The following is a 22,203-nucleotide window of genomic DNA, read 5'->3' on the forward strand; positions in this document are numbered from 1 at the left end:
GGTTCGTGGTTCGTGGTTCGTGGTTCGTGGTTCGTGGTTCGTGGTTCGTGGTTCGTGGTTCGTGGTTCGTGGTTCGTGGTTCGTGGTTCGTGGTTCGTGGTTCGTTCATTTCCTGGTTTCCTGATTTTCTAGCTCGGTAGTTCGTAAAAAAACCCTGCGAGCAGAGCAAATGCTCACCTCGCAGGGTTCTACACATCCTATTACTTCGCTTTAATCGGCTCGATCGATACGGGAACGTGCCCGTATCGCGGGTACTCGCGATCGACCGGAGCCGCCCACTGAACTGCATTGGAGATGACTTTGCGTACATCCGTATTGTAGTAGGTCGGGTGCGTCTCATGACCTGGACGGAAATAGAAAATCTTGCCGTTGCCGCGCGTATAGCAGCAGCCGCTGCGGAATACTTCGCCGCCCTCGAACCAGCTGATGAATACCAGCTCATCCGGTTGCGGGATGTCGAAATGCTCGCCGTACATTTCCTCTTGCTCCAGCTCAATATATTCACCGATGCCAGCGGCAATCGGATGCGCCGGGTTCACAACCCACAGACGCTCCTTCTCGCCGGCTTCGCGCCATTTCAGGTCGCAGCCCGTGCCCATCAGCTTTTTGAAAATTTTCGAGAAATGGCCGGAATGCAGTACGATCAGCCCCATGCCTTGCAAGACACGGTTATGCACACGTTCCACGATTTCATCTTGTACATCGCCATGCGCCATATGTCCCCACCACAACAGAACATCAGTGCTGTTAAGCACTTCTTCTGTCAATCCATGCTCCGGGTCGTCAAGCACTGCATACGTAATATTGACATCGCCGGTAATGCCTTCGCCAATTACCTTGTGGATGCCATTCGGGTAAATTTCCGTTACTTCGGGATTTGTTTTCTCATGCCGGAATTCATTCCATATCGTTACGTTCAACTGTTTCGCCATTGCTCGTCAATTCCTCCTACGAATGATCAAATGTTCCGTATAGTTAACATTCTAAACAATTGCGGCGGCCTGACCAATTCCAGATTGCATCTTATTATTACGGTATTCTGTTGTATAATGAAAGCAAAAGGGTTTGTCGAGAGGAGCTGCTATGTACCAGGAGCTGCAATATGAGAAGGTTATTTATCAGAACCCGCTGCTGGCGCTGCGAATTTGGCGGATCGATGAGCAGGAACGTGCGCCGGAGGCTTTTCAGCGGCAGATTGAAACGAATTGGCAGGAGAAAAACTACGTCAAATGGCATTATCATAAAGAAATCGAATTCGTCTATATCGTTCAGGGCCAGCAAACGGCGTTTTGCCCCGATGAAAAGCTGATTCTCAATGCGGGCGATGTTGCGATATTCGGCTCCAACGAACCGCACACAACGATGCCGACCGATCTTCAGCTCAGCCATTACGTCTTTCAAGTCGATCTGCAAAACTATTGGGACCAGAGCACGATGAACAGCATGAAGCGGTTTTCCGAAGTCCTTCGGCCGCTTAGCTCGCTTAACTATGTATGCCGGGAAAATCCTGAGGTCCGCAAACGGATCGGCTCTCTCATTAAAGAAATCCATGATGAAATGGAGCGCGGAGATGCAGGCCATGATCTTGCTGTTGCCTCTATGTTCAAGCAAATTTTGATGCTTTTGATCCGTCATGACCATAAGCTTTGCCTTCACTATAACGACAATCCGATGCTGCAGCGGATGCAGCCCATACTCGATTATGTGGATGAGCATTTGAGCGCGAAAATCGCTATTTCCGAGCTTTGCAGCCGAATCAACATGAGCTATACCTATTTTATTAAGCAATTCAAATTAGCCGTCGGCATGTCCTTTACCGACTTTCTCGCTTATAAGCGAATCAAACGGGCCGAACAGCTGCTGTTGACCAAAAACTTAAGCATAGCTGAAATAGCCGCTGCCGTCGGCATGTCCAATATCGGACATTTTTACACGATGTTCCGGCGGTATAACGATTGCTCCCCTGGACAATTCAAGGAACGGCTGGGCACGCCATTCCAAAGCTTTTAATCCAAAAGTGCTTAAGCTGTTATTTTTTCAGCAGCTCTCTTTTCCAAAAATCAATCACGATAAAATCGGTCAGTTCCATGGAAGCCCATGATACCTTGTATTTGAAGCCATGCTTCTCCATCACCTGCACAATGCGGTCCACATCCGCTTTATGAATCCGAAGCTCGATGGAAATGCAGTGCTGAATTAACTCATTGAGCTCAGCCAAAAGCTCTCCCGCATTATCGTCTAAATTCATCATCCGATCCGCCTCCATAACTGGAATACGTTATATTGCCCTTTATATAATCGCCCTATGTGAAACCTTTATTTCGACAAAACCGTCTATTAGATAACAATGCATAAAAGGAGAAATTGAACAATGGCATCATTCAAATCTTTCTGTGTGACGCTTCTGTCTCTATCCATCGCTGTAACCGCTTCCGGTTGCGGCGGCGTAAACGGCAACAACAGCCAAAATACAGAATCGACTCCACCGGCCATTACGGCATCTCCCGAGACGACAGAACCGCCCGCTTCAACAGATAACACTCATACCAGTGAGCCTTCGAATAATGCGGAATCAGAGGCAGCTACCGCCCCGACTCCCGAGCCCGAAGCAACAGCAGATCCAACTTCTAAACCAACGGAACAATCTGAAGCAACACCAAAAGCTACTCAAAAACCTGTTGCATCGGAGCAGCCGCAAGCTTCTAATAAGCCCTCGGCTACGCCAAAACCGACACCAACGCCAATTTCAAATCCTTCGGCTACACCGTCGCTGGCGCCATCGGACAAGCCGACCGTTAAGCCGTCCGCTCAACCTTCCGAGAAGCCGTCTGCCAAACCTTCCCCCAAACCTTCGGAGAAGCCGGCAGATCAAATTACGGCAGCCGATATCGCAGCGAAAATAAAAGAAGAAGTACAATTTGGCTCCCTTGTCGCTATTGAAGGCGATCAAATCAAAGAATTCTACGGTATTGATGCCGGTGAGCAGCTTGAAGAAGGCAAGTTCTATCAGGCGATGATTATGATACAAGCCAGTGAATTTTCAATTGTTAAGCTGAAATCGGACAGCGATTATAAAGCAGTTGCGGCCGGCTTCGATAAACGAGCGGAAATGATCCAAAAAGCATTCGAGAACTACCTGCAGGATCAGTATGAACTGGCGAAAAACTATCAAGTTATTCGCAGCGGCGATTATGTGCTTTTTTCCGTATCGCTCGAACAAGATAAGATCAAAGAAGCGTTCCAAAGCTTTTTTGCGAAAAAATAAATAAAAGAAAGGCGCCGATTCGAGTCGGCGCCTTTCTTTGTAAAGCTAGCCCGGCATTGCTTGTCTGGCTGCTGGTTTTCGGTTAACCAAATAGATGCTGGCAAGGATACATACCAAGCCGCCAAGCAGCGAGAACGTAAACGGTTCATTAAAGAACAAGGTGCTGATCATAATCGCGACGAGCGGAATTAAAAACGTAAAAGACGACATCCGGCTCGCCTCGCCGGAATTGATCAGCTTATAAAAGACGATCCAGCCAATCGCAATGACAAACACGGAGATGAACAGCAGGTTAAAAATAAATTGCGGTCTCCAGTTGACGTCCGACCAGCTCTCGATGAAGGAGCCGGCTCCGGTCATCAGCAATCCGCCCGCTGTCAGCTGAATGGATACGAGCCAGATCGAGTCAACCCGGCTGCTTACCTTTTTCACAAAGACCGTTCCAAGCGCCCAACTGAGCCCCGAGCTAAGAGCAAGCACGATACCCGTCATCGACAAATGTCCGCTTAAGCCGCCGGCACTCATTACGCCTACACCGGCAAAGCCGAGGATGAGGCCTGCAATTTTCAATCCGTTCATCATCTCCCCAAGCCAAAGCCATGAGAACAGTCCGACGAGCACCGGCTGCAGGAACACGATGGCGGAAAAGAGTCCTGCCGGCAAATAATGAATGCCTATCGTTTGCAAGCCATAATACAGAATGACGTTAAACAATGTAGAAATTAAATAAATCGAACCGTTTTTCCTCAATTGCAGCCGTTTATATCTTGGAATAGCCACCATCAGGAGCAGCAGACCGCCGATTAGCGTCCGTACCCCAGAAAACAGTATCGGAGGCATATCCTGAAGCGCTTCTTTAGTGAGCGGCCAGTTAATTCCCCATACGATGACTAAAAAGGCTATAAGCATTGCGGTGTGAAGCTTTGTTAACTTACTCATGTTGAATATTTCCTCCTGATGCGAAATACGAAATGCGCAAAGCGATTTACTCCGGTTCCCATCATACGCCTCTTTTGCAAAGTGCGCAATTTAAGATTTGGTTATAGGAAGGAAAGCCAAACTATGCTATTTTTGTAGATAAGAAGATTTGAAAATATAGACAGATATATAGGGAGAAAAACATGCTCAAATACAATTTAGGCCTGATTCGCCAAGGCTCTCGGATTTTATTGCTTAATCGGGAGCGCTCCTCCTGGATGGGCCGCTGGAATGGAGTCGGAGGAAAGCTGGATAAAGGGGAGACTGCCCGCTCCTCTATGGAGCGAGAAATAGCCGAGGAAACCGGAATCGCCGCTGAAGCCTTTCGCAGTCTTCTTTTTAAAGGAATGATCACGTGGACCTCGGTAAGCGGTACCGATTTTGGCGGCATTTATGTATATGTTGCGGAGCTGCCTGAGGATTATCGTTATGAGACGCCGATCAAGACGGACGAAGGCATATTGGACTGGAAGGAAATATCCTGGATCATGCATCCGGACAATTTAGGCGTAGCTTCGAACCTGCCAACCTGCCTAATGAAATTGCTTGAAGACGAACGCTGCTATAACCATCACAGCATTTTCGACAACGATGATATGGTAGAGCAAATTTCAATAGTGATTGATTCAGCTATCGAATATGACGGGGAACGGAGACAGAGCTATTTGGAGCGTTTTAAGCTGGAACGCAGCCAATCCGTTGCTGTTAAAGGAGCGATTTAACATGTCTTCCCATCTCTTATCGGAACAAGCACTTCAGTGGGCTATAGATGCCGTCCATCCCGAAGCAACAGTTTTAGCGGTCAAAAGACTTTACGGCGGTGTATCCTCGCCTGTCCACAGCCTGACTCTGTCGATAGACGGGCAACAGCGGGATTACGTGCTCCGTCAAATTGATAATAAGGAATGGCTGCAGGAGCAGCCCGACTTAACGTTCCGGGAAGCTGAAAGCCTTCGCCGGGCATCCCGGATAAGCGGCGTCGCCATCCCAGAGGTCATTGCTTTAGACGAAACAGGCAGCAGCTGCGGTATGCCGGCTTTGCTGATGACCAAACTAGATGGCGAGGTTGTTCTAGAGCCGGCTAATCTGCAGCATTGGGTGGACGGACTGGCTGAGACGCTGGCAAAGATGCATAACAGCAGCAGCAATGATTCGGCTGGATTCCCATGGACCTTCGCCCCTTACAGTGATGCATCTAAGCTGGATACTTCATTGTGGTCGAAGCATCCTCAAGAGTGGCAAGAAGCCGCTCGTATCGTTCTCGGCCCCCCGCCAGTCACTGAAATGCAATTTATTCACCGGGATTATCATCCGGCCAATGTTCTATGGCATGAAGGAAAAGTGAGCGGCGTTGTAGACTGGGTCAACGGCTGCCTTGGACCTGCAGGCATCGATGTTGGCCATTGCCGTGCCAATCTGGTGCAATTGTATGATGTACAGACAGCGGATGATTTTTTGAATGCATACCAAGCTTATCGAGGCGATTCTTTTATTTATCATCCCTACTGGGATCTCGTGACGGTGGCCGATTTTTCCGACGGGTCAACCCCCGAAGTGTATGAAGGCTGGACGGCTCTAGGCATGAAAGGATTAACGCCTCAATTGATGGCAGAACGGCTGGACAGCTATGTGATTAGTTTGATGGATCGTGTGCGAGAGTAGATTAGATCAATACAAAAGGTTGAAAACAAGTTTAAGCAATGTTGGCTAATGATATAGCTCCCTTAACAAACGAGCGTAATGGAGGGAGATCAGACAAGACCCTTTCAGGGTCTTATGCTAACGAAATGCGTACATATACGAGGGCTGACCCGACTTTTCCCAGCAATAAGACCCTGCGGGGGTCTTATCCATAATGAAATGCGGGCATACGTGGGACAAACCCGACTTTTCAGCATCATAAGACCCTGTGAGGGTCTTATGATGCTGAAAACATCGTGCGGGCAGTCAGATTAGACCCTCTCAGGGTCTTATGCTAACGAAATGCGTACATACATGAGGGCTGACCCTCACTTTGCCCAGCAATAAGACCCTGCGAGGGTCTTATTGCTGGGCAAATTTGGTGCTAGGAGTCAGATAAGACCCTTTCAGGGTCTTATCCATATTAAAATCCATGCAAACGCAACAAAAGACTTAACGATTGTAAGGTTAATGCCCTACGAGAGGCTTATAGTCTATTATCTCGCTCCCACGAGTTCTAGCCATCCTGGCGTTCAATCCCAATCAAGTGGGGTTGGTAAGATGTACTGACCGAAAAACCAAATCCCAAAGACAATCATAATTACAACCATCATCAGAATAAGAATGATAAATCTAAACCACCATTTCTTTCTCAATACATCACCTTCGTATTCAGACTCCCAGCAGCTCCAGGTTGTTAATCAATATTTTCAATCTTCCAGTTACCTTCCTTATTTTTACGCGAAGTAAATATGTAGCCTGAATTTCCAATCGCACCGTCCTCCTCATATTCGAAACGGATTCGGATGTTTTTACGCCCATTGGACGCATCGAAGGGCTCAATCAGCTCCAGCTCAGTAAACCGGTACAGCCGGTAGGTATCAATCAGAAAATCCAAGTAATCCTGATCAGGATGTTCCAGATTGGCATGGAACTCGTCCATATTCTTGTTAACCATGGCTTCCATGGTCTTCTTCACTAACGCAATAACAGCTTCTTCATCACTGTCAGCTCCCGGCGGGAAGTCAAAATCAATCTTGGGCTCGAAATTGCTGGCTGTTATGGCCTTCAGCTCCGCGACAAATTTCTCGAAGCCTTTTTTGTCTAATTCATACGAGCTTTTCGTCGTCTGATCGGTAAATACACTTCCGTTTCCGGTCACATCCAATGCTCGCGAAACCTCATCTCCTGACTCCAACACAATTGTGTATAAAAGGTCGTCTGGTGCTGCCCCAGAGATTACACGAGCATGATCTAGCAGCTTGCCCAGCCTATTTAAGCTATCAGAGTCTGTAAGTTCCGCAATGATTCGCTCAGATGCATTCATGTAGATAATAGCTTTGGTGACATGATCTCGTTCAAAAGCAAAAGGCGGAGACTCTGTCACTGATGGAGCTTGGGTTACGTGATCAGAATTGTCCTCGTTGGAATGATTTGACGTTTTGCCGCAGCCGGCTGCAAATATCAGTAATAAAATGATCAGCAATAAAAACAATCGATATCTCATGCTACACCCCCTTTTCTATACAGACGTGCCAATTATAGGTTTAGTTGCTTATCCTGCTTGCAGCCGTCCACGAACACCTTAAACGGTACTGATAACATAGGCTGGAAAATAAAAAAACCTCCCAGCAGCCAATCACTGCAGAGAGGTTCGCACCTAATAGTAGAATTTCTCATCACGTTTCTCCTTCAATATTTCCACCGCTTCACGGAACCGCAAGGAGTGAACGATTTCACGCTCCCGTAAATATTTCAAGCCATCCTGCAGATCGACATCATCCGTCATATCGATCAGCCACTGATAAGTCGCCCTCGCCTTCTCTTCAGCCGCGATATCCTCATACAAATCTGCGATTGGATCACCCTTCGCTTGAATATAGGCAGCCGTCCATGGAACGCCTGCGGCATTTTGGTAGAACAGCGCATTATCATGGGATACGTACGTATCGCCCAGCCCCACCGCTCTCATCTGCTCCGGTGTTGCATCCTTGGTCAGCTTATAGACCATAGTCGCAATCATCTCAAGGTGGGCGAATTCTTCCGTGCCTATGTCGGTTAACAATCCAATTACTTTATCCGGAATCGTATAACGCTGGTTCAAATATCGCAAAGCCGCAGCCAGCTCACCATCCGCCCCGCCATATTGCTCCAACAGAAATTTGGCCATTAAAGGGTCGCATTTGCTGACGCGGACCGGGTACTGCAGCTTCTTCTCGTAAACCCACATTTCCGTTATCCTCCTCACTGTTGCAAGCTCACAAGCGAATAGCGGCAGGCTACACCTGCCATGGCCATGGAGTGTCCACCCATTGAAAAGGCGCACCCGAATAGCTCTGCCCGAAGTTTTTCAGCGGACCATAACGTGTCTCGTATTGATAAGCGATTTGCTGCCTCACTTGGGCGCAATGGTTGTACTGCTGAATAGCATTCACATCATTCGGGTGTGTGTCCAGATACAAATTCAACTCCACCAATACGAAATCGATGGCCTGCAGTTCATGCAGCAGCTTGTAAAATTCGCTGTCCATCGTTTTTGACACTAGGCTTCACCCTCACCTTCCACTTTCTTCGTGTGCTTCGACTCGTACGGGCTGAATAATGCCGGCCATAACGTGCCGTATCGCAATGCTTCATGCGGGCTGAACTGCGGCCAGTTCGGCGGTTGGAATGGAATAAACAGCTGTGGCGGCGTACTGTAGCTTTTTACCAAAATGGGCGGACAAGGATCAAACGGACCCACAAAAGGCTTATAGTACCGGACCTGCTCGTTCTGGGACACGAACAAAGCCTCCTCTCGTAATACGCTTCCGTGCAGTATATGAGGCGCTGCTTGACCAAAAGAACCGCCAATACGGCGGCCAAACTGTAGCGCCCCTCATGCTGCTGCCCTTAACTGCAACAAAAAAACAGCCTGACTCCTCAAGAGTCAAGCTGTTTTCAATCATCCATAAACTAATCGTACACGACCTATTGTTCCGGGCTCTTCGTCCGTTTAATAAAGAAGGACAACACGAGAGCCACAATCGCAAATCCAAAACCGACCAAGAAAGCGTTGTGTACGCCCGCCACCATAGCCTGCGGCCATAAAGCTTTGTTCGTCGGATCTCCTGAATCTAGAAGAAATTTCTCTTGTCCAGAGGACATAATCCCGATGAACAATGCGACGCCAATTGCGCCAGCTACTTGCTGAAGCGTATTGAGAATAGCCGTGCCATGCGGATAATACCGGCTCGGCAGCTGGTTCAGACCGTTCGTCTGTGTCGGCATCATAATCATCGAAATCGCGATCATAATGCAGATATGAAGCAGAATAAACGTCGGCTTCGTCGTCTCGACCGTCACTCTTGTAAAGAAGAACATGACGATCGTCAGGAAAATCGTCCCTGGAATAACGAGCGCTCGCGGACCAAATTTGTCGAACAGCTTGCCTGTCAGCGGAGAGATCAAACCGTTAAGCAGGCTGCCCGGCAGCATGATCAGTCCAGATGCGAATACGCTGAGCAGCAGCGCACCCTGGAACAGGAATGGCAGCAGCGTCATCGTCGAGAACAGCGTCATCATCATAATAATGAGAAGAATCGCCGTTAGCGTAAACATCGGGAAACGGAAAGCGCGCAAATCCATTAACGGTTCTTTGACGCTAAGCTGTCTCCATACGAATAAGAGCAGCGCTACGATACCTGCAGCCAGCGTTCCGTACACCTCGGGGCTGGACCAGCCGCCGCCGCCTTCACCGGAGCTGCTGAAGCCGTAGACGATACCGCCAAAGCCGATGGTGGACAAAATAATCGAAAGAATATCAACCTTCGGTTTTGTTGGCGTCGATACATTTTTCAAATAAACAAAAGCAAAAATGATCGAAAATACTGCAAAAGGCAGTACAAGGTAGAACAGCCAGCGCCAGCTAAGCGAGTCCAGAATGAGACCCGACAGCGTAGGTCCGATAGCAGGTGCGAACATAATGACAAGTCCGATACTGCCCATCGCCGCTCCGCGTTTCTCCGGCGGATAAAGCACGAGGATCGTATTCATCATAACCGGAAGCATAAGTCCGGTACCTCCCGCCTGGAGCAGACGTCCCACCAAAAGCAGCGAGAAGCCCGGCGAGATGCTGCATACGAGCGTTCCTAAAGTAAATAAAATCATGGCCCCCAAAAACATTTGCCTAGTCGTAAACCATTGCACGAGTAATGCCGAAGCCGGAACGAGAACGCCCACCACGAGCATATAACCCGTTGACAGCCATTGAAGCGTAGAAGCCGTTACATTAAGCTCATGAACCAGCTCTGGAAAAGCGATCGTCAACAACGTCTCATTAAGTATGGAAAAGAATGCACCGATAATTAGCGAGATTAATATCGGCAATCTCTTCACATTGCTCAAATCCACAGATGACGGAGCTGCTGCTGCACTTGCAGAATTCACATGATTTCCTCCTATCTCTATAATGGGTAATTATAGTATATCCGGATTGGTGTTTCAAACTATTTCAGACTCATTTTGAGGTAATTATTATAGTCCAAACGCTGTTTTTAATGCCTGAAGCGCAGAGTCTGCTCGAGGCCAACCTGTATAAAAAGCCAGATGGGTAATGACCTCTGCAAGCTCCACCTCAAAAAGGCCATTTTCCTTTGCCAGCTTAAAATGATAATCCAGCTGCGTCACATTCCCGCCAGCTGTGAGTGCAGCGACTGTAATCAGGCTTCTCTCCCGCAGTGACAGCTCGCCTCTGCGCCATACATCACCGAACAGCACCTTTTCCGTATATTGCACAAAAGCCGGTGCGATCTGACCATAAGCTTCGTTAACAGAAGTCGCGATTGTCTCATGCCTTGCAGATGTTCCCCGCTTCTGCCCCGTTTCTATACTGTCCCGCTCTTGCCGCTGCGCCGGCACGGGTATCCAGTCTGGCTTGGCGTCGGCCATCTGAGCTAATCCCTTGCCGAATGTCCAATTGTCCAGCTCCGTCTCGGTTAATATGGCAAATACATCGTCTATGGAAATACCGCAGGCGGCTGCGATGGACTCGGATAATTGCCTATATAACCCGCGCTTCTGCTTAATCGTTCTTCCCGGTGCACAAGTGATTTGGATATACAGCAGCCGGTCCGATCTCAACACACCCAAATATTGCGTATTATAAATAAATTCCGAAGTTTTATGGCTATGAAACACTTGAAAGCAATCATCTGCAGGCGAATGAAATTGATCGGTTAAAGCAGTCTGAATCATTCCGCTGACGGCGGCCAATTCCGCCTCCTTATATTGTCCCTCTACATAGTCGATGCGTACAAATGGCATGTGGTATCCCTCCTCTTTATAGTAGCTTTATTTTACAGCAACATTCTTCATCTATATAATGGATTAAAACAAACATCTTAATCGATATTATAGATAAAGCGAGGCAATGCACATGGATCTGAAAGAATTAATCGCTTTCCGGACAATTGTAGAAGAAGGCACATTTTCCAAAGCGGCGGCTAAGCTGAACTACGCACAATCGACGATCACGAATCAGATTCAACGCTTGGAAAAGCAGCTTGGCTTCGCGTTGTTCCAGCGCGGCTGGGAAGCTGAACTGACGGCAGCAGGGCGGATCTACGCCGAGGAGGTTCAGTCCCTTATCCGGCATTGGCAATATGCTGAGGATTTGGCTAAGTCGCTGGAGAAGGAGGAAATCGGCATTATCGCCATCGGGGCCGTTGAACCCGCGGCAGCCGCATTGCTTCCTGGCATATTGAGACGACTGGCCGAGAGAAAGCCTGCTTTCAATTGGAGTGTAACGGTAGCCAATACGGATGCTTTGCTGCAAGATATAAGGAGCGGCAAGCTGGATTTTGCCATTTGCGGGGATCATCCGCTTAGAAATGGACTTCACTTCGAGCCACTATATGCCGAGGGGCTTTCGTTCATTGCAGATGACACGCATCCGCTAGCCAGCCGGACATCGCTTTCCCTCTCGGATTTGCTGCCATACCCGCTGATTGCTGGCGGAGACAACTGTCTGTACCATATCCGGCTGGATGAAGAATTTTCCCTTCTGCCATCTCGCCCCCTGACTCATACCGTCACGCAATTGTCGCTCCTTCCTTCTTTTGTCCAAGGCTCCAGCCGGATTGGTGCCACTCTCGCCTCCTTGCCCCTGCCAAGCGGAGTAACGAAGCTGGATGTCTTAATGAGAGAGCCGCACATTTCGATCGGCCTTCTGCATAGGCGGGAGCCGAATTATTTATCCGCTACAAAGCGCAGCGTCATTGAGCTCATCAAGGAGCAGATCGGATTTCAAGCTTAGCTTTTTCCTAATCGCAATTACCTATGCCGGAGCTGTTTGGTTCTCTTGACTGCAGCCAAATACCGGTAATACCGTTATTTTTACCTAAATATTCCTTGACAGGAATATTCCAAATAACATATATTCAATACAGATTACCCTTAAATTATTCAGTATGGAGTAGGATCACGTTATGAATTCGACTACGTTCAATGCTCTTTCCGAGCCTAACCGGCTGCATATCGTCGAACTTCTGCGTGACGGACCGTTAACCGTCGGAGAAATCGCCGACCGCCTTGGCCTTAACCAGCCTCAAGTTTCCAAGCATCTGCGCGTGCTGAGCGATGTCGGGCTCGTAGAAGTTCAACCGGTTGCCAATCGGCGGATATACAAGCTGCGTTCCCATTCTTTTGAGGAAATGAATGATTGGCTGTCCTCCTTCCGCAAAGTTTGGGAAGATCGTTTCGATCGGCTCGATGATTATTTGCAGAAGCTGCAGCAGCAAAAACAACAACCGCCAGAGGATGGGCCTTAACAGGCCGTTTCTAATTTAGCAGGTATGGAGAGGAAGGTTACAAAAAATGAGTACGGTTACACGAAAACTATTGCTGCTTGGCGACAATGAGAAAGCTGAATGGCATCCGCTGGAGCCTGCACGGCAGCAGCTTGCTGAGCTGCTTGGCGAAGCTTTTCAGCTTACTGTTACTGAGGATTACAATGCGTTATCGGACTTGTCTTCCACAGCGGTAGATGCCGTTGTGTCCTATGCGGACTGCTGGAGCCGCAGCATTGAGCAAGAGCAAGCAGCAGGGCTTGTCCGCTACGTGGCCGGAGGCGGCGGTCTGCTCGTCATCCACAACGGAATCTCGCTGCAGAACAGCTATGAGCTTGCACAGCTTATCGGAGGCAAGTTCACTACGCACCCCGAATACCAGACGCTTCATTACTTCGGGTCGGCACCAGGACATCTGCTGCTGCAAGATGTGCCGGATTTTTCTGTTGATGAAGAGCCTTACATGTTCGAATTCGACTCCTTTGCTCCGCGCAACGTCTTTCTGGAATACGAGTATGAAGGCAAGCGTTATCCTGCAGCATGGGAGCACCGTTACGGGCTTGGCAGAGTCGTATATTTGCAGCCGGGCCATTGTGAGCCAAGCTTCAAGCCGGAAGCTTATCGCCAATTAATTAGAAACAGCGCGAGGTGGGCGGCGGGAAGCCGCTAGAAGCAGGAAAAAGTGCTTAAAGGCAGTTGTCGCCTTTAAGCACTTTTTTATAAGTGAATCGACTTACCTGTATTCGTAGGCTCCCATGTCGGGCTTGCCTTTAATACGCTTTCCTTCGATATCCCTTTTATAGCCAAGCGATGTTCCCGCATTTATTGCTGGACTTCCAGCTCCCAAGCGGAAATCGCCGCCTTCCAGGCTCCTGAATTGAGGGTCTCCAACTAAATCTCCTTGACCAAGCGGATAGCCCACTGGATCTCCGGTACCGTCAAAAAACAAATTAAAACTATGAGGATAATTATAAGACTTATAAGAATAGGACCCGTTCAATACTTTAGCTGCAGGGGTATAGAAAATATTGTTCCGTATATTAAGCCAGCTGTCTTCCGGTTCCGGCCCCTCCTCCCGGTAAAATAGCACCGTAAAGAGCGCTGTCACATTAGAGGTTTTCGTACGGACCACCGTATTATGCTCCACTGAAAAGTCAGATGGTGTCACCGTCGTATCAAAAGCGATAAATTGCTGGTAATCATCGCTAACATTCTGATACACTGCCACTTGACTGGCACGCGTCTCCGTCACCTCGATAAAGCCTTGCGAGCCAGACGAAACATTGTGATGAATGGCAATATTCGACTTATCGTTTATATAGCCTTCGATTTCGATTGCTCCGCCATCTGCTCCATAAGGGCTGTCCGTAGATCGGCAGTTGACGAAATGATTATAGGAGACCTCAGCGTTGGAATGGTTTAGACTCACACCAATCGCTCCATAGGACTGCTCTTGATCCGAATAGGCGATCACGAGATCATGAAAGTGATTCCCTGTAATCTTCGTATGCAGCCCATAGGTTTTGACACCAACCCCTACACCGCTGAACTCGCTATTTGTCACCGTAACATGATCAGCCTCCTGCTGAATCAATACTGCTCCGCTCTCCATATAGCTGCTAGCGTTCCAATGCTCAATTACTGCCGTATCGCGAAATTCCAAACCATCGATGCGCACGTAGCTGCCTGTTAGGACCAGCGCGTGCAAGCCGCCTGAATTAGAAAAGGAGGGCTTGTTCCCGTCTTTATACCGGGTTAATACAATTGGCTTGCCTGGATTCCCCGACGAGGATATCGTAACCGTTCCTGTGTAGACAGAATTGGCAGCGAAATGAATCGTATCGCCCGGGGCAAAGCTTCGGCTGTTTATCGCTTCAAGCGATTTCCAAGGCCGCTCCTTCGAACCAGCACCTTCATCGCTCGCAGCAGAATCATTACTGTCAACGTAATAGCTCGACCCGGTTTGCATTTTCCCGCCAAGCAGGAAAAGGACAGCAACTGTTAGCACGCAGGCTGCCACTAAAGTGACTCCTAATTTCATACAGACATCCCTCCTTGTCCGTTAATACGCTGCAATAAGAACAATTCAATCTCCTGTTCATCCGGAACCGAGCTTTGCGCTCCCCTGCGTGTGACTGCTATTGCAGATGCTGCTGAAGCATACAGCAGCGCACTTAAACGGTTTTTCGCCTTATGCAGGGCTGACGCGTAGGCGCCAATAAAGGTGTCGCCTGCAGCCGTCGTATCCAATGCTTCGACTTCGAATGCCGGCTGATGAACAGCAATACCTTCATCATCCATATAGAAACAACCCTTGTTGCCTAATGTTATAACCACATGGCGCACGCCTTGACTAACCAGCAGCGAAGCAGCATGCGACGCTTCATTGACATTGGCAACCGGCTCTCCTGTTACGGATTCTGCCTCCGTTTCATTCATAATAAGCGTATCGATCAAAGGCAGGACAACGGCTGTCAGCTTATGCGCAGGAGCTGCATTATACAGAACTGGAATTCCTCTTTTACCCGCCTGCTCCATGAGATAAAGATTAGTTGGCCAAGGAATCTCGTTCTGCAGCAGGAGCATTCCCGCCTGATTCAGTCTGTCTTCCGGAATGTCCTGCTCAACAAGCAGACCATTGCTTCCGGGCGAAAGCACGATCGTATTTTCTCCCGAACTATTGACTGTAATGAAAGCCATGCCTGAACTGCCTGCCTTGATTATCACCTCTTCCGTCTTGATTCCCTCTTCACTAAGGCTCGCTAGCAGAGATTTGCCAAATAGATCTGTGCCAACAGCACCAAGCATGACGACCGGACAACCTGAACGGGCAGCGGCTACCGCTTGATTGGCTCCTTTTCCGCCTGGATGATAGGCTGTACCCAAGCCGGTAATCGTTTCCCCGGGAGCCGGAAAAGCCTGAACACCGTTTACGATATCCATATTGATGCTGCCTGCAACCAAGATTGTACCCCGCATCATCGTTATACTCCTTTTATCGAAAAGCCGTTATAATGGGTATGGCTTCCGTTCATTGTGGCGAATCCGACTTGACCGCTTAAGTATGGACGGTCATCATCCTCATACCTGATTACTTCGGCCCCCTTATGCTCGATTACAATCTGGTTTCCAATGACGGTCACGCTAATTCGGCAGCCTTCTTCTGCTTTCCAAGGCAGATCGGTTTCGCATAAAATGGTGTAGCCGTTGTCATTTTTAAGCAATTGAAGCTTGCCGTTTGATCCAAGGCCTGCAGCATAGGAACGAATACCGCCTTGAACCCGGAACAGCATATAATGTCCCTCGCCCAGTTTGGGAATGATTTCTGTTTCAAACCGGTAATCCGTCCAGCTCAAATCTCCGGTGTAGCATTCTGCAGAACCTGCTGAATAGCTGCCGCTAAGCTGCCCCTCCTCCAGTGTCCACAGCCCTCTTAAATAGGTAAACTGACTAATCTCCGTATGCAGGCTGTTCCAAACCTCCAGACGTTCTTTTGCAAAGTCGATCGCGTAGTTGGGCTTCCCATCAAAAGAGAAATCATCGACATAAGCGACCAGCATCGACATCCAGCCGTCCAGCGGAACAAATTCAATACCCGCTTCTTCCAGACATGCACTGGATAAGAATGGAATGTCATAACTAAGCTCATGCCAAGCACCTGGCTCCAGCACTACTGGCTCCCCGTAATACCGCTTATTATCATTGCCATCCATCACATACAACGAAGCTTTTACGGAAATCGCTGCATCCTGCGGATTTAACACCTTAGCCCGAATACGCTGTCCAGGATACAGAATTGGAGAGAAGCTGGGATCGTATCGGCTATCGTTAAAATCATGCGGCCGGTAATACGTTTGATGGTACAGCCTGTAGGCATGCCCGCCTTGCACTTTGTCGAACACGACTTTCAGCGATCTAAGGCCGGAAGCTGCTTGCTCATCCGAATTTTCAATCGATGCAGTGACATGAGTTTCGTCAGTAGTGGCCGTTCTCATTGCATGCGTAGAACCTGGATATTCGAAGTGAAATTTCGCTCCATTCCCCATTAAAATCGCCTTCCACTCCGAAGGCATTTCTTCTCCTGCAATTAAATAGCCAAAGCGGGAAATATACGCAGCACACCAAGGCAAATCAAGTATATTCAACGTACCGATTACACTTGAGCAGCAAAGAAAGTCGTTAATCGGTTTTCTCCACTCCTCGCCAATCTCGCTCAGACCGGCCCATACTCCCATAATGGCCCCAACATTCCCCGCATTGCAGTCGGTATCCCAGCCGCACATATTACAAATATTGAGCGTGCGAGAGAAATCGCCATTACCATACAATAAAGAAAGAATAATGACCGCCGAATTCGGAATGATGTGGCAGTGACCGGGATATTTATCGTAACCGAAGTGGGATTTCACAAAAGCAAAACCGTCATGCCAATTGGCGTTATTGTTCTTATGGAACGCTCGAACAGCAGCCGTCATTCTCCGGTATTCGCAATCCTCCGGCAGAACAGACAGACCGGCGTCGATGATTTCATCGATCGTAGTTGCTGTGTATGCAGCAGAGACCGCCGCCGCGATGAACATACCGCCGTATATCCCCTCGCCGTCATGAGAGACGCTTGCTGCCTTAGCGGCATACTCTGCGGCCAGTTCCGGATTACCAGGAACGATCATGCCCCAGACGTCGATGAAAATCTGCCCGCCGATTTGCTCTGCAACGGCGATCCCGTTCTGCTTGGCCGATCCTGAATCCGGCGCCATAATACCGTGTTTCATATTTTCATAGGCAGTATGCTCTGTTGAGATGCCATAACCGCCCCACCAATAAAAGCCATGACCATCCGGCGCATAATTGAGCCAGGTTAAGCCGATTTCTTTAGCAGACAGCTCCCTTGTGTACGTGTAGTCTTCCAGTGCCCGGAGGAAAAATAGCGGTCCATTTGTATCGTCATCAGCGGCAAAATTCCGAAAGCTATGCACATAACCCGTCATTTCTCCGAAAGCTCTTTTCAGTTTTTCATAGCTCCAATTTTCTACATTGGCTCCATGACGGACGCCGATTACTTTGCCTAGCCAACCGGCATAGGTGCGCTCTATATAATCTTTCTTAATTACGCTTTTTCTCATGTTCAAGACGGAAGTGTTCTCCATGTTTCTCTCTCCTGTCATCCTCTATTTATTTAATTCCTGAAAGTTTGATACCCTGCATAATATATTTTTGGAAAATAAGCATCAGGCCGATCGGCGGTATAGAAGCGATCGAAGCTGCGGCCATAATGTAATGCCATTCTGTATTCCGTTGCGATTTAAAAAACATAATCAATTGATTGATTTGATAGAAAGACGGGTCTGATATTGTCATAACCGGCCAGAGGAACGAGGACCAGAACCCGAGAAACACATTTATACCCATAATGACAAATGGCGGAATCGACAGCGGCAGAAAAATGGAAAGATAGATGCGGAATCTCGACGCTCCGTCAAGTAGAGCCGCTTCCTCCAGTGCCACAGGAATATTCAAATAAAATTGCCGGATAAAAAAGACGCTCCATACGTACGCAATTCCTGGCAGTGTTAATACCCAGAACGTATTCGTCATTTGCAGCATATCCACGACCATAAAGCTGGTAATATAGACGGCAATACCTGGAACGAACATCGTCATCATGTAGTAGACCCATAGAAATCTTTTCAAAGGAAAATCAAGTCTGGCGAACACATAAGCAGCCATCGAATTCAGCAGCAAGCTGCATACAACAGAAAAAGCAGCAACTGCAAATGTAACCAGCATGGAATGGGTAAAGGACGCTCCATCCGGAAAAAAAGAGGTGGAATCCGTTAATATTTCACGATAATTTTTAACATTCCATTGCTCAGGAAAAAACTTTAAAGGAAAAGCAAGAACCTCCTCTTGCTTCTTGAATCCCGAAATAACCATCCAAATTAATGGAAAAATGGCGAATAGCGCGACGAGGATGCCGATCAGGTTCATAAAGCTCCGGGCTATTTTCTCATTATTCATGGCATTCACTCTGCTCCAATCTATCTAGTCTATGGCTTTATCCGACTGTACAAGCCGGAAGACAACAGCTGAGAAAGCGCCAAGTATCAACGCCATTAATATTGCACCCGCCACTGTATAACCCATAGTAGGATCATTGTTGAAATGATTGAACAAATGCAAGAAAGGCGTTAGCGTATCCGCACCCGGACCTCCATTTGTAATCATAAGAACGATTTCAAACAACGAAAGACTTCCCGTTACCCCCGATATTAGAATGAAAATAAAAATGTTTTTCATATTGGGAATCGTAATATGCAGCATTCTGCGGAACGCTGATGCGCCGTCCATTTTGGCCGCTTCATAATAATCATTCGGAATGTCCAGCAGACCTGCCAGCATCATCAGAGTGACATAACCGAAACTTTGCCAGATCGCAGGTGCAGCAACACTGTACAAGGCAAAGCTGGGATCAGCGGTCCATGCCTGCCCCTCTAGGCCAAGAAACTGAAGCAGTGAATTGAGAATGCCGCCTTGGTAGTCATAGATGAACGAGAAGATTGCGCCGACGACGATTCCGCTAATGACTAGTGGTATATATATCGTTGTTTTGACGAATGCGCTGACCTTCTTGCTCATTCCTTTTATCAAATTGGCGAATAGAAAGGCTGCTGCAAATTGCAGCGGTACGATTAGAAATACAAGCTTGAACACGACCAGCACTGATTTACGGAAAAAAGGATCTGCCAGCACGATGCGATAATTGTGAAAACCGGTGAACTCCGGCGTTTTATAAAAGCTAAAATCGGTAAAGCTTTTGTAGACAGACATGCCAAGCGGCAATACCGCGAAGAGACTTAATAGCAAAAAGGTTGGTAGCAGCATCGCATACGCCGCCTTCGTATCCTGCTTCGCTCGGGATGGCGCTTTGATCGTCTTTAATTCGTTAGGCTTCGTATTATCCAATTTTGTCACCCCAATGTTTGAACCTTATGATCCGTATCCCGGTTAAACGCTGCAGAGAGGAAGACCTTCACAGGCCCCCTGCCCGCAAGCGTAATTAAATGCTATCCCGCTATGGATTCAGCTTTGGATTTGTGTTCGCGTAATTATGAACCTTGATGTAGTCGTTCAAATCCTTCTCCAACGTCTTCAACGCGTCGTCGACCTTCACGCCTTTCGTGACGACCGTTTCTAATGCGTTGGCGTAAATGCTGGACAAATCAAAGGAATACCATGGCTCGGGCTTTGAATAAGGAATAACCTGCTCCACGACCACGTTGCGATACGGATCCTTATCAATCTCCGGCTCTTTGTTGATGAGTGCATCAACCGACTTCCGTCCGGAAAACTTCGAATACTGAGTCGTCTTGAAGAAGTCCAGCATAATTTGCGGATCGCCGGCGACTAAGTATTGAATAAATTCGGCCGCTTCCTTCGGATTTTTAGCTTTGGCGTCCATCGTTAGTGAGTAGCCGCCCATAGCGGCAACCGTCTTGCCTGCCATCTCGCCATCCGGTGTTGGCATGACTGCAATACCGATTTTGTCCATAACGTCCTTGTAATCGTTCTTGAGATTGCCAATCGCCCATGAACCATTAAGCGCCATAGCGACTCTGCCCTCAGCTAACGGCTTGATATCCCATGCTGGAGCCAGCGCCTGCTTTGGTACAACCTTCTCGTCATACAAGCGCTTCCAAAAAGTGAATAGCTGCCGGTATTGATCGTCATTTACAGTTGCCTTAGACCAGTCATCGCTAATCGGGAAGTGTCCAATCATATTCTGGAACGACCAATGTGTCCAACCGATATCTGCGCTTCCCGGCACGGAAAGTCCGAACCGTCCCGGCTTGCTTAACACTTTGCCCGCTTCAATTAATTCATCCCATGACTTAGGCGGACTATTTGGGTCCAATCCTGCTTCTTCAAAGAAATCCTTGCGGTAAAACAGCAATTCATAAGGCTCGACGAATACAGGAAATGCATAATGTTTGCCGCCGATCGTAATCAGCTCATTGATATTATCGTATAGATCCTCGAACACCTTCGGCTCTATATAGTCATCAAGCGCAGCTACCATCCCTTGCTTCATGTTCATTGGAATGCTCGCATAGTTGGAATAAGAAATTTGTGGAGCGGTTCCGTTGGACTGCGCCGCCTTTAGCTTTTGCTGCCAAGCGTCTTGAGGAACAAATTCAAGTTTTACCTCAATACCAGGGTTGCTTTTATTGAATTCATTCGTCCATTTTGTAAACCATGCTGTAATGCCTTTATCTTGTGGGGTAATCCAGAATGGAATAATTACTTTTGCTGCTTGCGGCTTACCTTGATCTGGCTTATTTGTTTTTCCGTTTGAGCTGCAGCCTGATAAGACCATGGCCACAATTGCAATCAGCAGTACTGCAATTAACGCCGGACGGAATTTTCTAGAATGGTTCACTTTAATCCCTCCCCAAATGGTAAAACATGCTCTGCCTGCTTGACTTCATAATCGCATAGCCGTTGCAGCAACAGCTCCATAAAAGCCTCGCTGTCTACCTCTACGCAAATTTCTACGTTGGCATCCTCTTGCTGCTGGGCGATCGTCTGACCTGTCGGATGGCGGTGATCATATTCAATATGCACCTTCATCCTCTTGGTCTTTACAAAGCTCCTGTTAATTAGAAGCGCTACTGCAAGCGGATCATTCATCGCCGTATAGTCATGCTTATACCAATCAAGCCATCGTTCCACCAGCTTGACAAGAATGAGATTAAGCGGCTTGCCAGTCGCCGTGAGCCGGTCCAGGTGCGTGCGATTCAGCAATACTTTGCGTGTCACATCCAAGCCCACCATAACGATAGGAGCGCCGCTTCCGAATACAATGGAAGCCGACTCAGGATCTCTGCTAATATTGTGCTCGTAATAGTCTAGCTCTGATGCATTGCTGCCAATACGAGCCACTCCCCCCATGAGAATAATTTCCTTCACATTTTGGGCCACTTTAGGCTCGCGAATAAGCGCGGCGGCGATGTTTGTGAGCGGCCCGATCGGAACCAGCGTGATTTCGCCCGGATTGTTCATAACCGTCTCGATGATGAAATCCACCGCATGCTTCTCCTCGAAGCCAAGCTCCTCATCCCGTTCATCCAAGTGAAGAATACCTTCTCCTTCATGACCAAGCCACCAGATTTCCCGGTTTCGCAGCAGCGTCTCCCGTATGCCGGAATAAATGTGAATATCCTCTCTGCCGCCTAATTGCAATATTCTTCTCACCATTCTGGACCGCAAATCGACATCCCCATAGACGGTTGTGATACCCTCAACCTGAATTTCCGATGAGAACATACTAAGCGCTACTGCCATTGCGTCATCCACATCTGTACCGATGTCCGTATCCAAAATCATGCGTTGCAATTGTGTCAATGAAATGACCCCCTTGAATGTAAGCTCTTACATAATGCTTTAAAAAAATAA

At 48.1% G+C, this 22,203-nt stretch carries 23 protein-coding genes and 1 pseudogene; 7 read left to right on the forward strand and 17 right to left on the reverse strand.

Annotated features, from left to right (window positions below; translation table 11 throughout):
* Positions 1–200: 200 nt before the first annotated feature.
* Positions 201–932 carry a ThuA domain-containing protein gene (locus tag ACFVVF_RS08255; RefSeq protein ID WP_387807046.1) on the reverse strand — a complete coding sequence of 244 codons (732 nt, stop codon included), beginning with the start codon at positions 930–932 and terminating at the stop codon, positions 201–203.
* Positions 933–1,083: 151 nt separating this feature from the next.
* On the opposite strand from ACFVVF_RS08255, the gene ACFVVF_RS08260 reads away from it, so the two are divergent.
* The gene (locus tag ACFVVF_RS08260; RefSeq protein WP_387807048.1) at positions 1,084–2,010 is read left to right on the forward strand and encodes a helix-turn-helix domain-containing protein; all 927 of its coding nucleotides are present in this window, start codon (positions 1,084–1,086) and stop codon (positions 2,008–2,010) included.
* Positions 2,011–2,029: 19 nt separating this feature from the next.
* Here ACFVVF_RS08260 and ACFVVF_RS08265 read toward each other — a convergent pair whose 3' ends face one another.
* Entirely contained in the window at positions 2,030–2,251 is a 222-nt protein-coding gene (locus ACFVVF_RS08265) for a hypothetical protein (protein WP_387807049.1), read from the reverse strand.
* A gap of 120 nt (positions 2,252–2,371) precedes the next feature.
* Between ACFVVF_RS08265 and ACFVVF_RS08270 the strand changes: the two genes are divergently transcribed.
* Positions 2,372–3,265 carry a DUF4358 domain-containing protein gene (locus ACFVVF_RS08270; RefSeq protein ID WP_387807051.1) on the forward strand — a complete coding sequence of 298 codons (894 nt, stop codon included), beginning with the start codon at positions 2,372–2,374 and terminating at the stop codon, positions 3,263–3,265.
* Between the two features lie 45 nt (positions 3,266–3,310).
* Here the strand turns inward: ACFVVF_RS08270 and ACFVVF_RS08275 are convergent, their stop codons facing one another.
* Positions 3,311–4,204, reverse strand: a complete 894-nt coding sequence (locus tag ACFVVF_RS08275) for a DMT family transporter (RefSeq protein WP_387807053.1) — start codon at positions 4,202–4,204, stop codon at positions 3,311–3,313.
* A gap of 182 nt (positions 4,205–4,386) precedes the next feature.
* Between ACFVVF_RS08275 and ACFVVF_RS08280 the strand changes: the two genes are divergently transcribed.
* Both ACFVVF_RS08280 and ACFVVF_RS08285 read left to right on the forward strand, forming a co-directional pair.
* A complete protein-coding gene (locus ACFVVF_RS08280) occupies positions 4,387–4,965 on the forward strand; it encodes an NUDIX hydrolase (RefSeq protein WP_387807054.1) in 579 nt (192 codons plus the stop codon).
* A 1-nt stretch (position 4,966) separates the two neighbouring features.
* Positions 4,967–5,905 carry a phosphotransferase family protein gene (locus ACFVVF_RS08285; RefSeq protein WP_387807056.1) on the forward strand — a complete coding sequence of 313 codons (939 nt, stop codon included), beginning with the start codon at positions 4,967–4,969 and terminating at the stop codon, positions 5,903–5,905.
* A 715-nt stretch (positions 5,906–6,620) separates the two neighbouring features.
* On the opposite strand, the gene ACFVVF_RS08290 is transcribed toward ACFVVF_RS08285, so the two are convergent.
* The 7 genes and pseudogenes from ACFVVF_RS08290 to ACFVVF_RS08320 all read right to left on the reverse strand — a co-directional run.
* Positions 6,621–7,418 (reverse strand): hypothetical protein, encoded by a 798-nt coding sequence (locus ACFVVF_RS08290; protein ID WP_387807058.1) that lies wholly within the window; start codon positions 7,416–7,418, stop codon positions 6,621–6,623.
* 165 nt (positions 7,419–7,583) lie between these two features.
* Positions 7,584–8,153, reverse strand: a complete 570-nt coding sequence (locus ACFVVF_RS08295) for a manganese catalase family protein (protein ID WP_387807060.1) — start codon at positions 8,151–8,153, stop codon at positions 7,584–7,586.
* Between the two features lie 49 nt (positions 8,154–8,202).
* Positions 8,203–8,454 carry a spore coat protein CotJB gene (locus tag ACFVVF_RS08300; protein ID WP_387807062.1) on the reverse strand — a complete coding sequence of 84 codons (252 nt, stop codon included), beginning with the start codon at positions 8,452–8,454 and terminating at the stop codon, positions 8,203–8,205.
* Between the two features lie 11 nt (positions 8,455–8,465).
* Positions 8,466–8,705, reverse strand: a complete 240-nt coding sequence (locus tag ACFVVF_RS08305) for a spore coat associated protein CotJA (RefSeq protein ID WP_387807063.1) — start codon at positions 8,703–8,705, stop codon at positions 8,466–8,468.
* Between the two features lie 188 nt (positions 8,706–8,893).
* Entirely contained in the window at positions 8,894–10,315 is a 1,422-nt protein-coding gene (locus ACFVVF_RS08310) for an MDR family MFS transporter (protein ID WP_387808930.1), read from the reverse strand.
* Between the two features lie 123 nt (positions 10,316–10,438).
* The gene (locus tag ACFVVF_RS08315) at positions 10,439–10,747 is read right to left on the reverse strand and encodes a carboxymuconolactone decarboxylase family protein (RefSeq protein WP_387808933.1); all 309 of its coding nucleotides are present in this window, start codon (positions 10,745–10,747) and stop codon (positions 10,439–10,441) included.
* Positions 10,748–10,879: 132 nt separating this feature from the next.
* Positions 10,880–11,227, reverse strand: a pseudogene (locus ACFVVF_RS08320) (tautomerase family protein); the annotation flags it as partial.
* 112 nt (positions 11,228–11,339) lie between these two features.
* On the opposite strand from ACFVVF_RS08320, the gene ACFVVF_RS08325 reads away from it, so the two are divergent.
* The 3 genes from ACFVVF_RS08325 to ACFVVF_RS08335 all read left to right on the forward strand — a co-directional run bounded on the left by ACFVVF_RS08325 (position 11,340) and on the right by ACFVVF_RS08335 (position 13,420).
* Complete coding sequence (locus ACFVVF_RS08325) at positions 11,340–12,218, forward strand: LysR family transcriptional regulator (RefSeq protein ID WP_387807064.1); 879 nt, start codon at positions 11,340–11,342, stop codon at positions 12,216–12,218.
* 172 nt (positions 12,219–12,390) lie between these two features.
* A complete protein-coding gene (locus ACFVVF_RS08330) occupies positions 12,391–12,732 on the forward strand; it encodes an ArsR/SmtB family transcription factor (RefSeq protein WP_387807066.1) in 342 nt (113 codons plus the stop codon).
* A gap of 46 nt (positions 12,733–12,778) precedes the next feature.
* Positions 12,779–13,420 carry a ThuA domain-containing protein gene (locus tag ACFVVF_RS08335; protein WP_387807068.1) on the forward strand — a complete coding sequence of 214 codons (642 nt, stop codon included), beginning with the start codon at positions 12,779–12,781 and terminating at the stop codon, positions 13,418–13,420.
* A gap of 63 nt (positions 13,421–13,483) precedes the next feature.
* Here the strand turns inward: ACFVVF_RS08335 and ACFVVF_RS08340 are convergent, their stop codons facing one another.
* The 7 genes from ACFVVF_RS08340 to ACFVVF_RS08370 all read right to left on the reverse strand — a co-directional run bounded on the left by ACFVVF_RS08340 (position 13,484) and on the right by ACFVVF_RS08370 (position 22,152).
* Positions 13,484–14,791, reverse strand: coding sequence for a choice-of-anchor Q domain-containing protein (locus ACFVVF_RS08340; RefSeq protein WP_387807070.1), 1,308 nt, complete (start codon positions 14,789–14,791; stop codon positions 13,484–13,486).
* Positions 14,788–15,732, reverse strand: a complete 945-nt coding sequence (rbsK, locus tag ACFVVF_RS08345; protein WP_387807072.1) for a ribokinase — start codon at positions 15,730–15,732, stop codon at positions 14,788–14,790. Before rbsK ends, ACFVVF_RS08340 begins: the two co-directional genes overlap by 4 nt.
* 2 nt (positions 15,733–15,734) lie before the next feature.
* The gene (locus ACFVVF_RS08350; RefSeq protein ID WP_387807073.1) at positions 15,735–17,897 is read right to left on the reverse strand and encodes an ADP-ribosylglycohydrolase family protein; all 2,163 of its coding nucleotides are present in this window, start codon (positions 17,895–17,897) and stop codon (positions 15,735–15,737) included.
* A gap of 25 nt (positions 17,898–17,922) precedes the next feature.
* A complete protein-coding gene (locus tag ACFVVF_RS08355) occupies positions 17,923–18,768 on the reverse strand; it encodes a carbohydrate ABC transporter permease (protein ID WP_387807075.1) in 846 nt (281 codons plus the stop codon).
* A 24-nt stretch (positions 18,769–18,792) separates the two neighbouring features.
* The gene (locus tag ACFVVF_RS08360) at positions 18,793–19,722 is read right to left on the reverse strand and encodes a carbohydrate ABC transporter permease (RefSeq protein ID WP_387807077.1); all 930 of its coding nucleotides are present in this window, start codon (positions 19,720–19,722) and stop codon (positions 18,793–18,795) included.
* Positions 19,723–19,822: 100 nt separating this feature from the next.
* Positions 19,823–21,187 (reverse strand): ABC transporter substrate-binding protein, encoded by a 1,365-nt coding sequence (locus ACFVVF_RS08365; RefSeq protein ID WP_387807078.1) that lies wholly within the window; start codon positions 21,185–21,187, stop codon positions 19,823–19,825.
* Positions 21,184–22,152, reverse strand: coding sequence for a nucleoside hydrolase (locus ACFVVF_RS08370; protein WP_387807080.1), 969 nt, complete (start codon positions 22,150–22,152; stop codon positions 21,184–21,186). Before ACFVVF_RS08370 ends, ACFVVF_RS08365 begins: the two co-directional genes overlap by 4 nt.
* Between the last annotated feature and the right edge of the window lie 51 nt (positions 22,153–22,203).

It is taken from the genome of Paenibacillus sp. NPDC058174, assembly GCF_042883865.1.
Taxonomy (GTDB): domain Bacteria; phylum Bacillota; class Bacilli; order Paenibacillales; family Paenibacillaceae; genus Pristimantibacillus.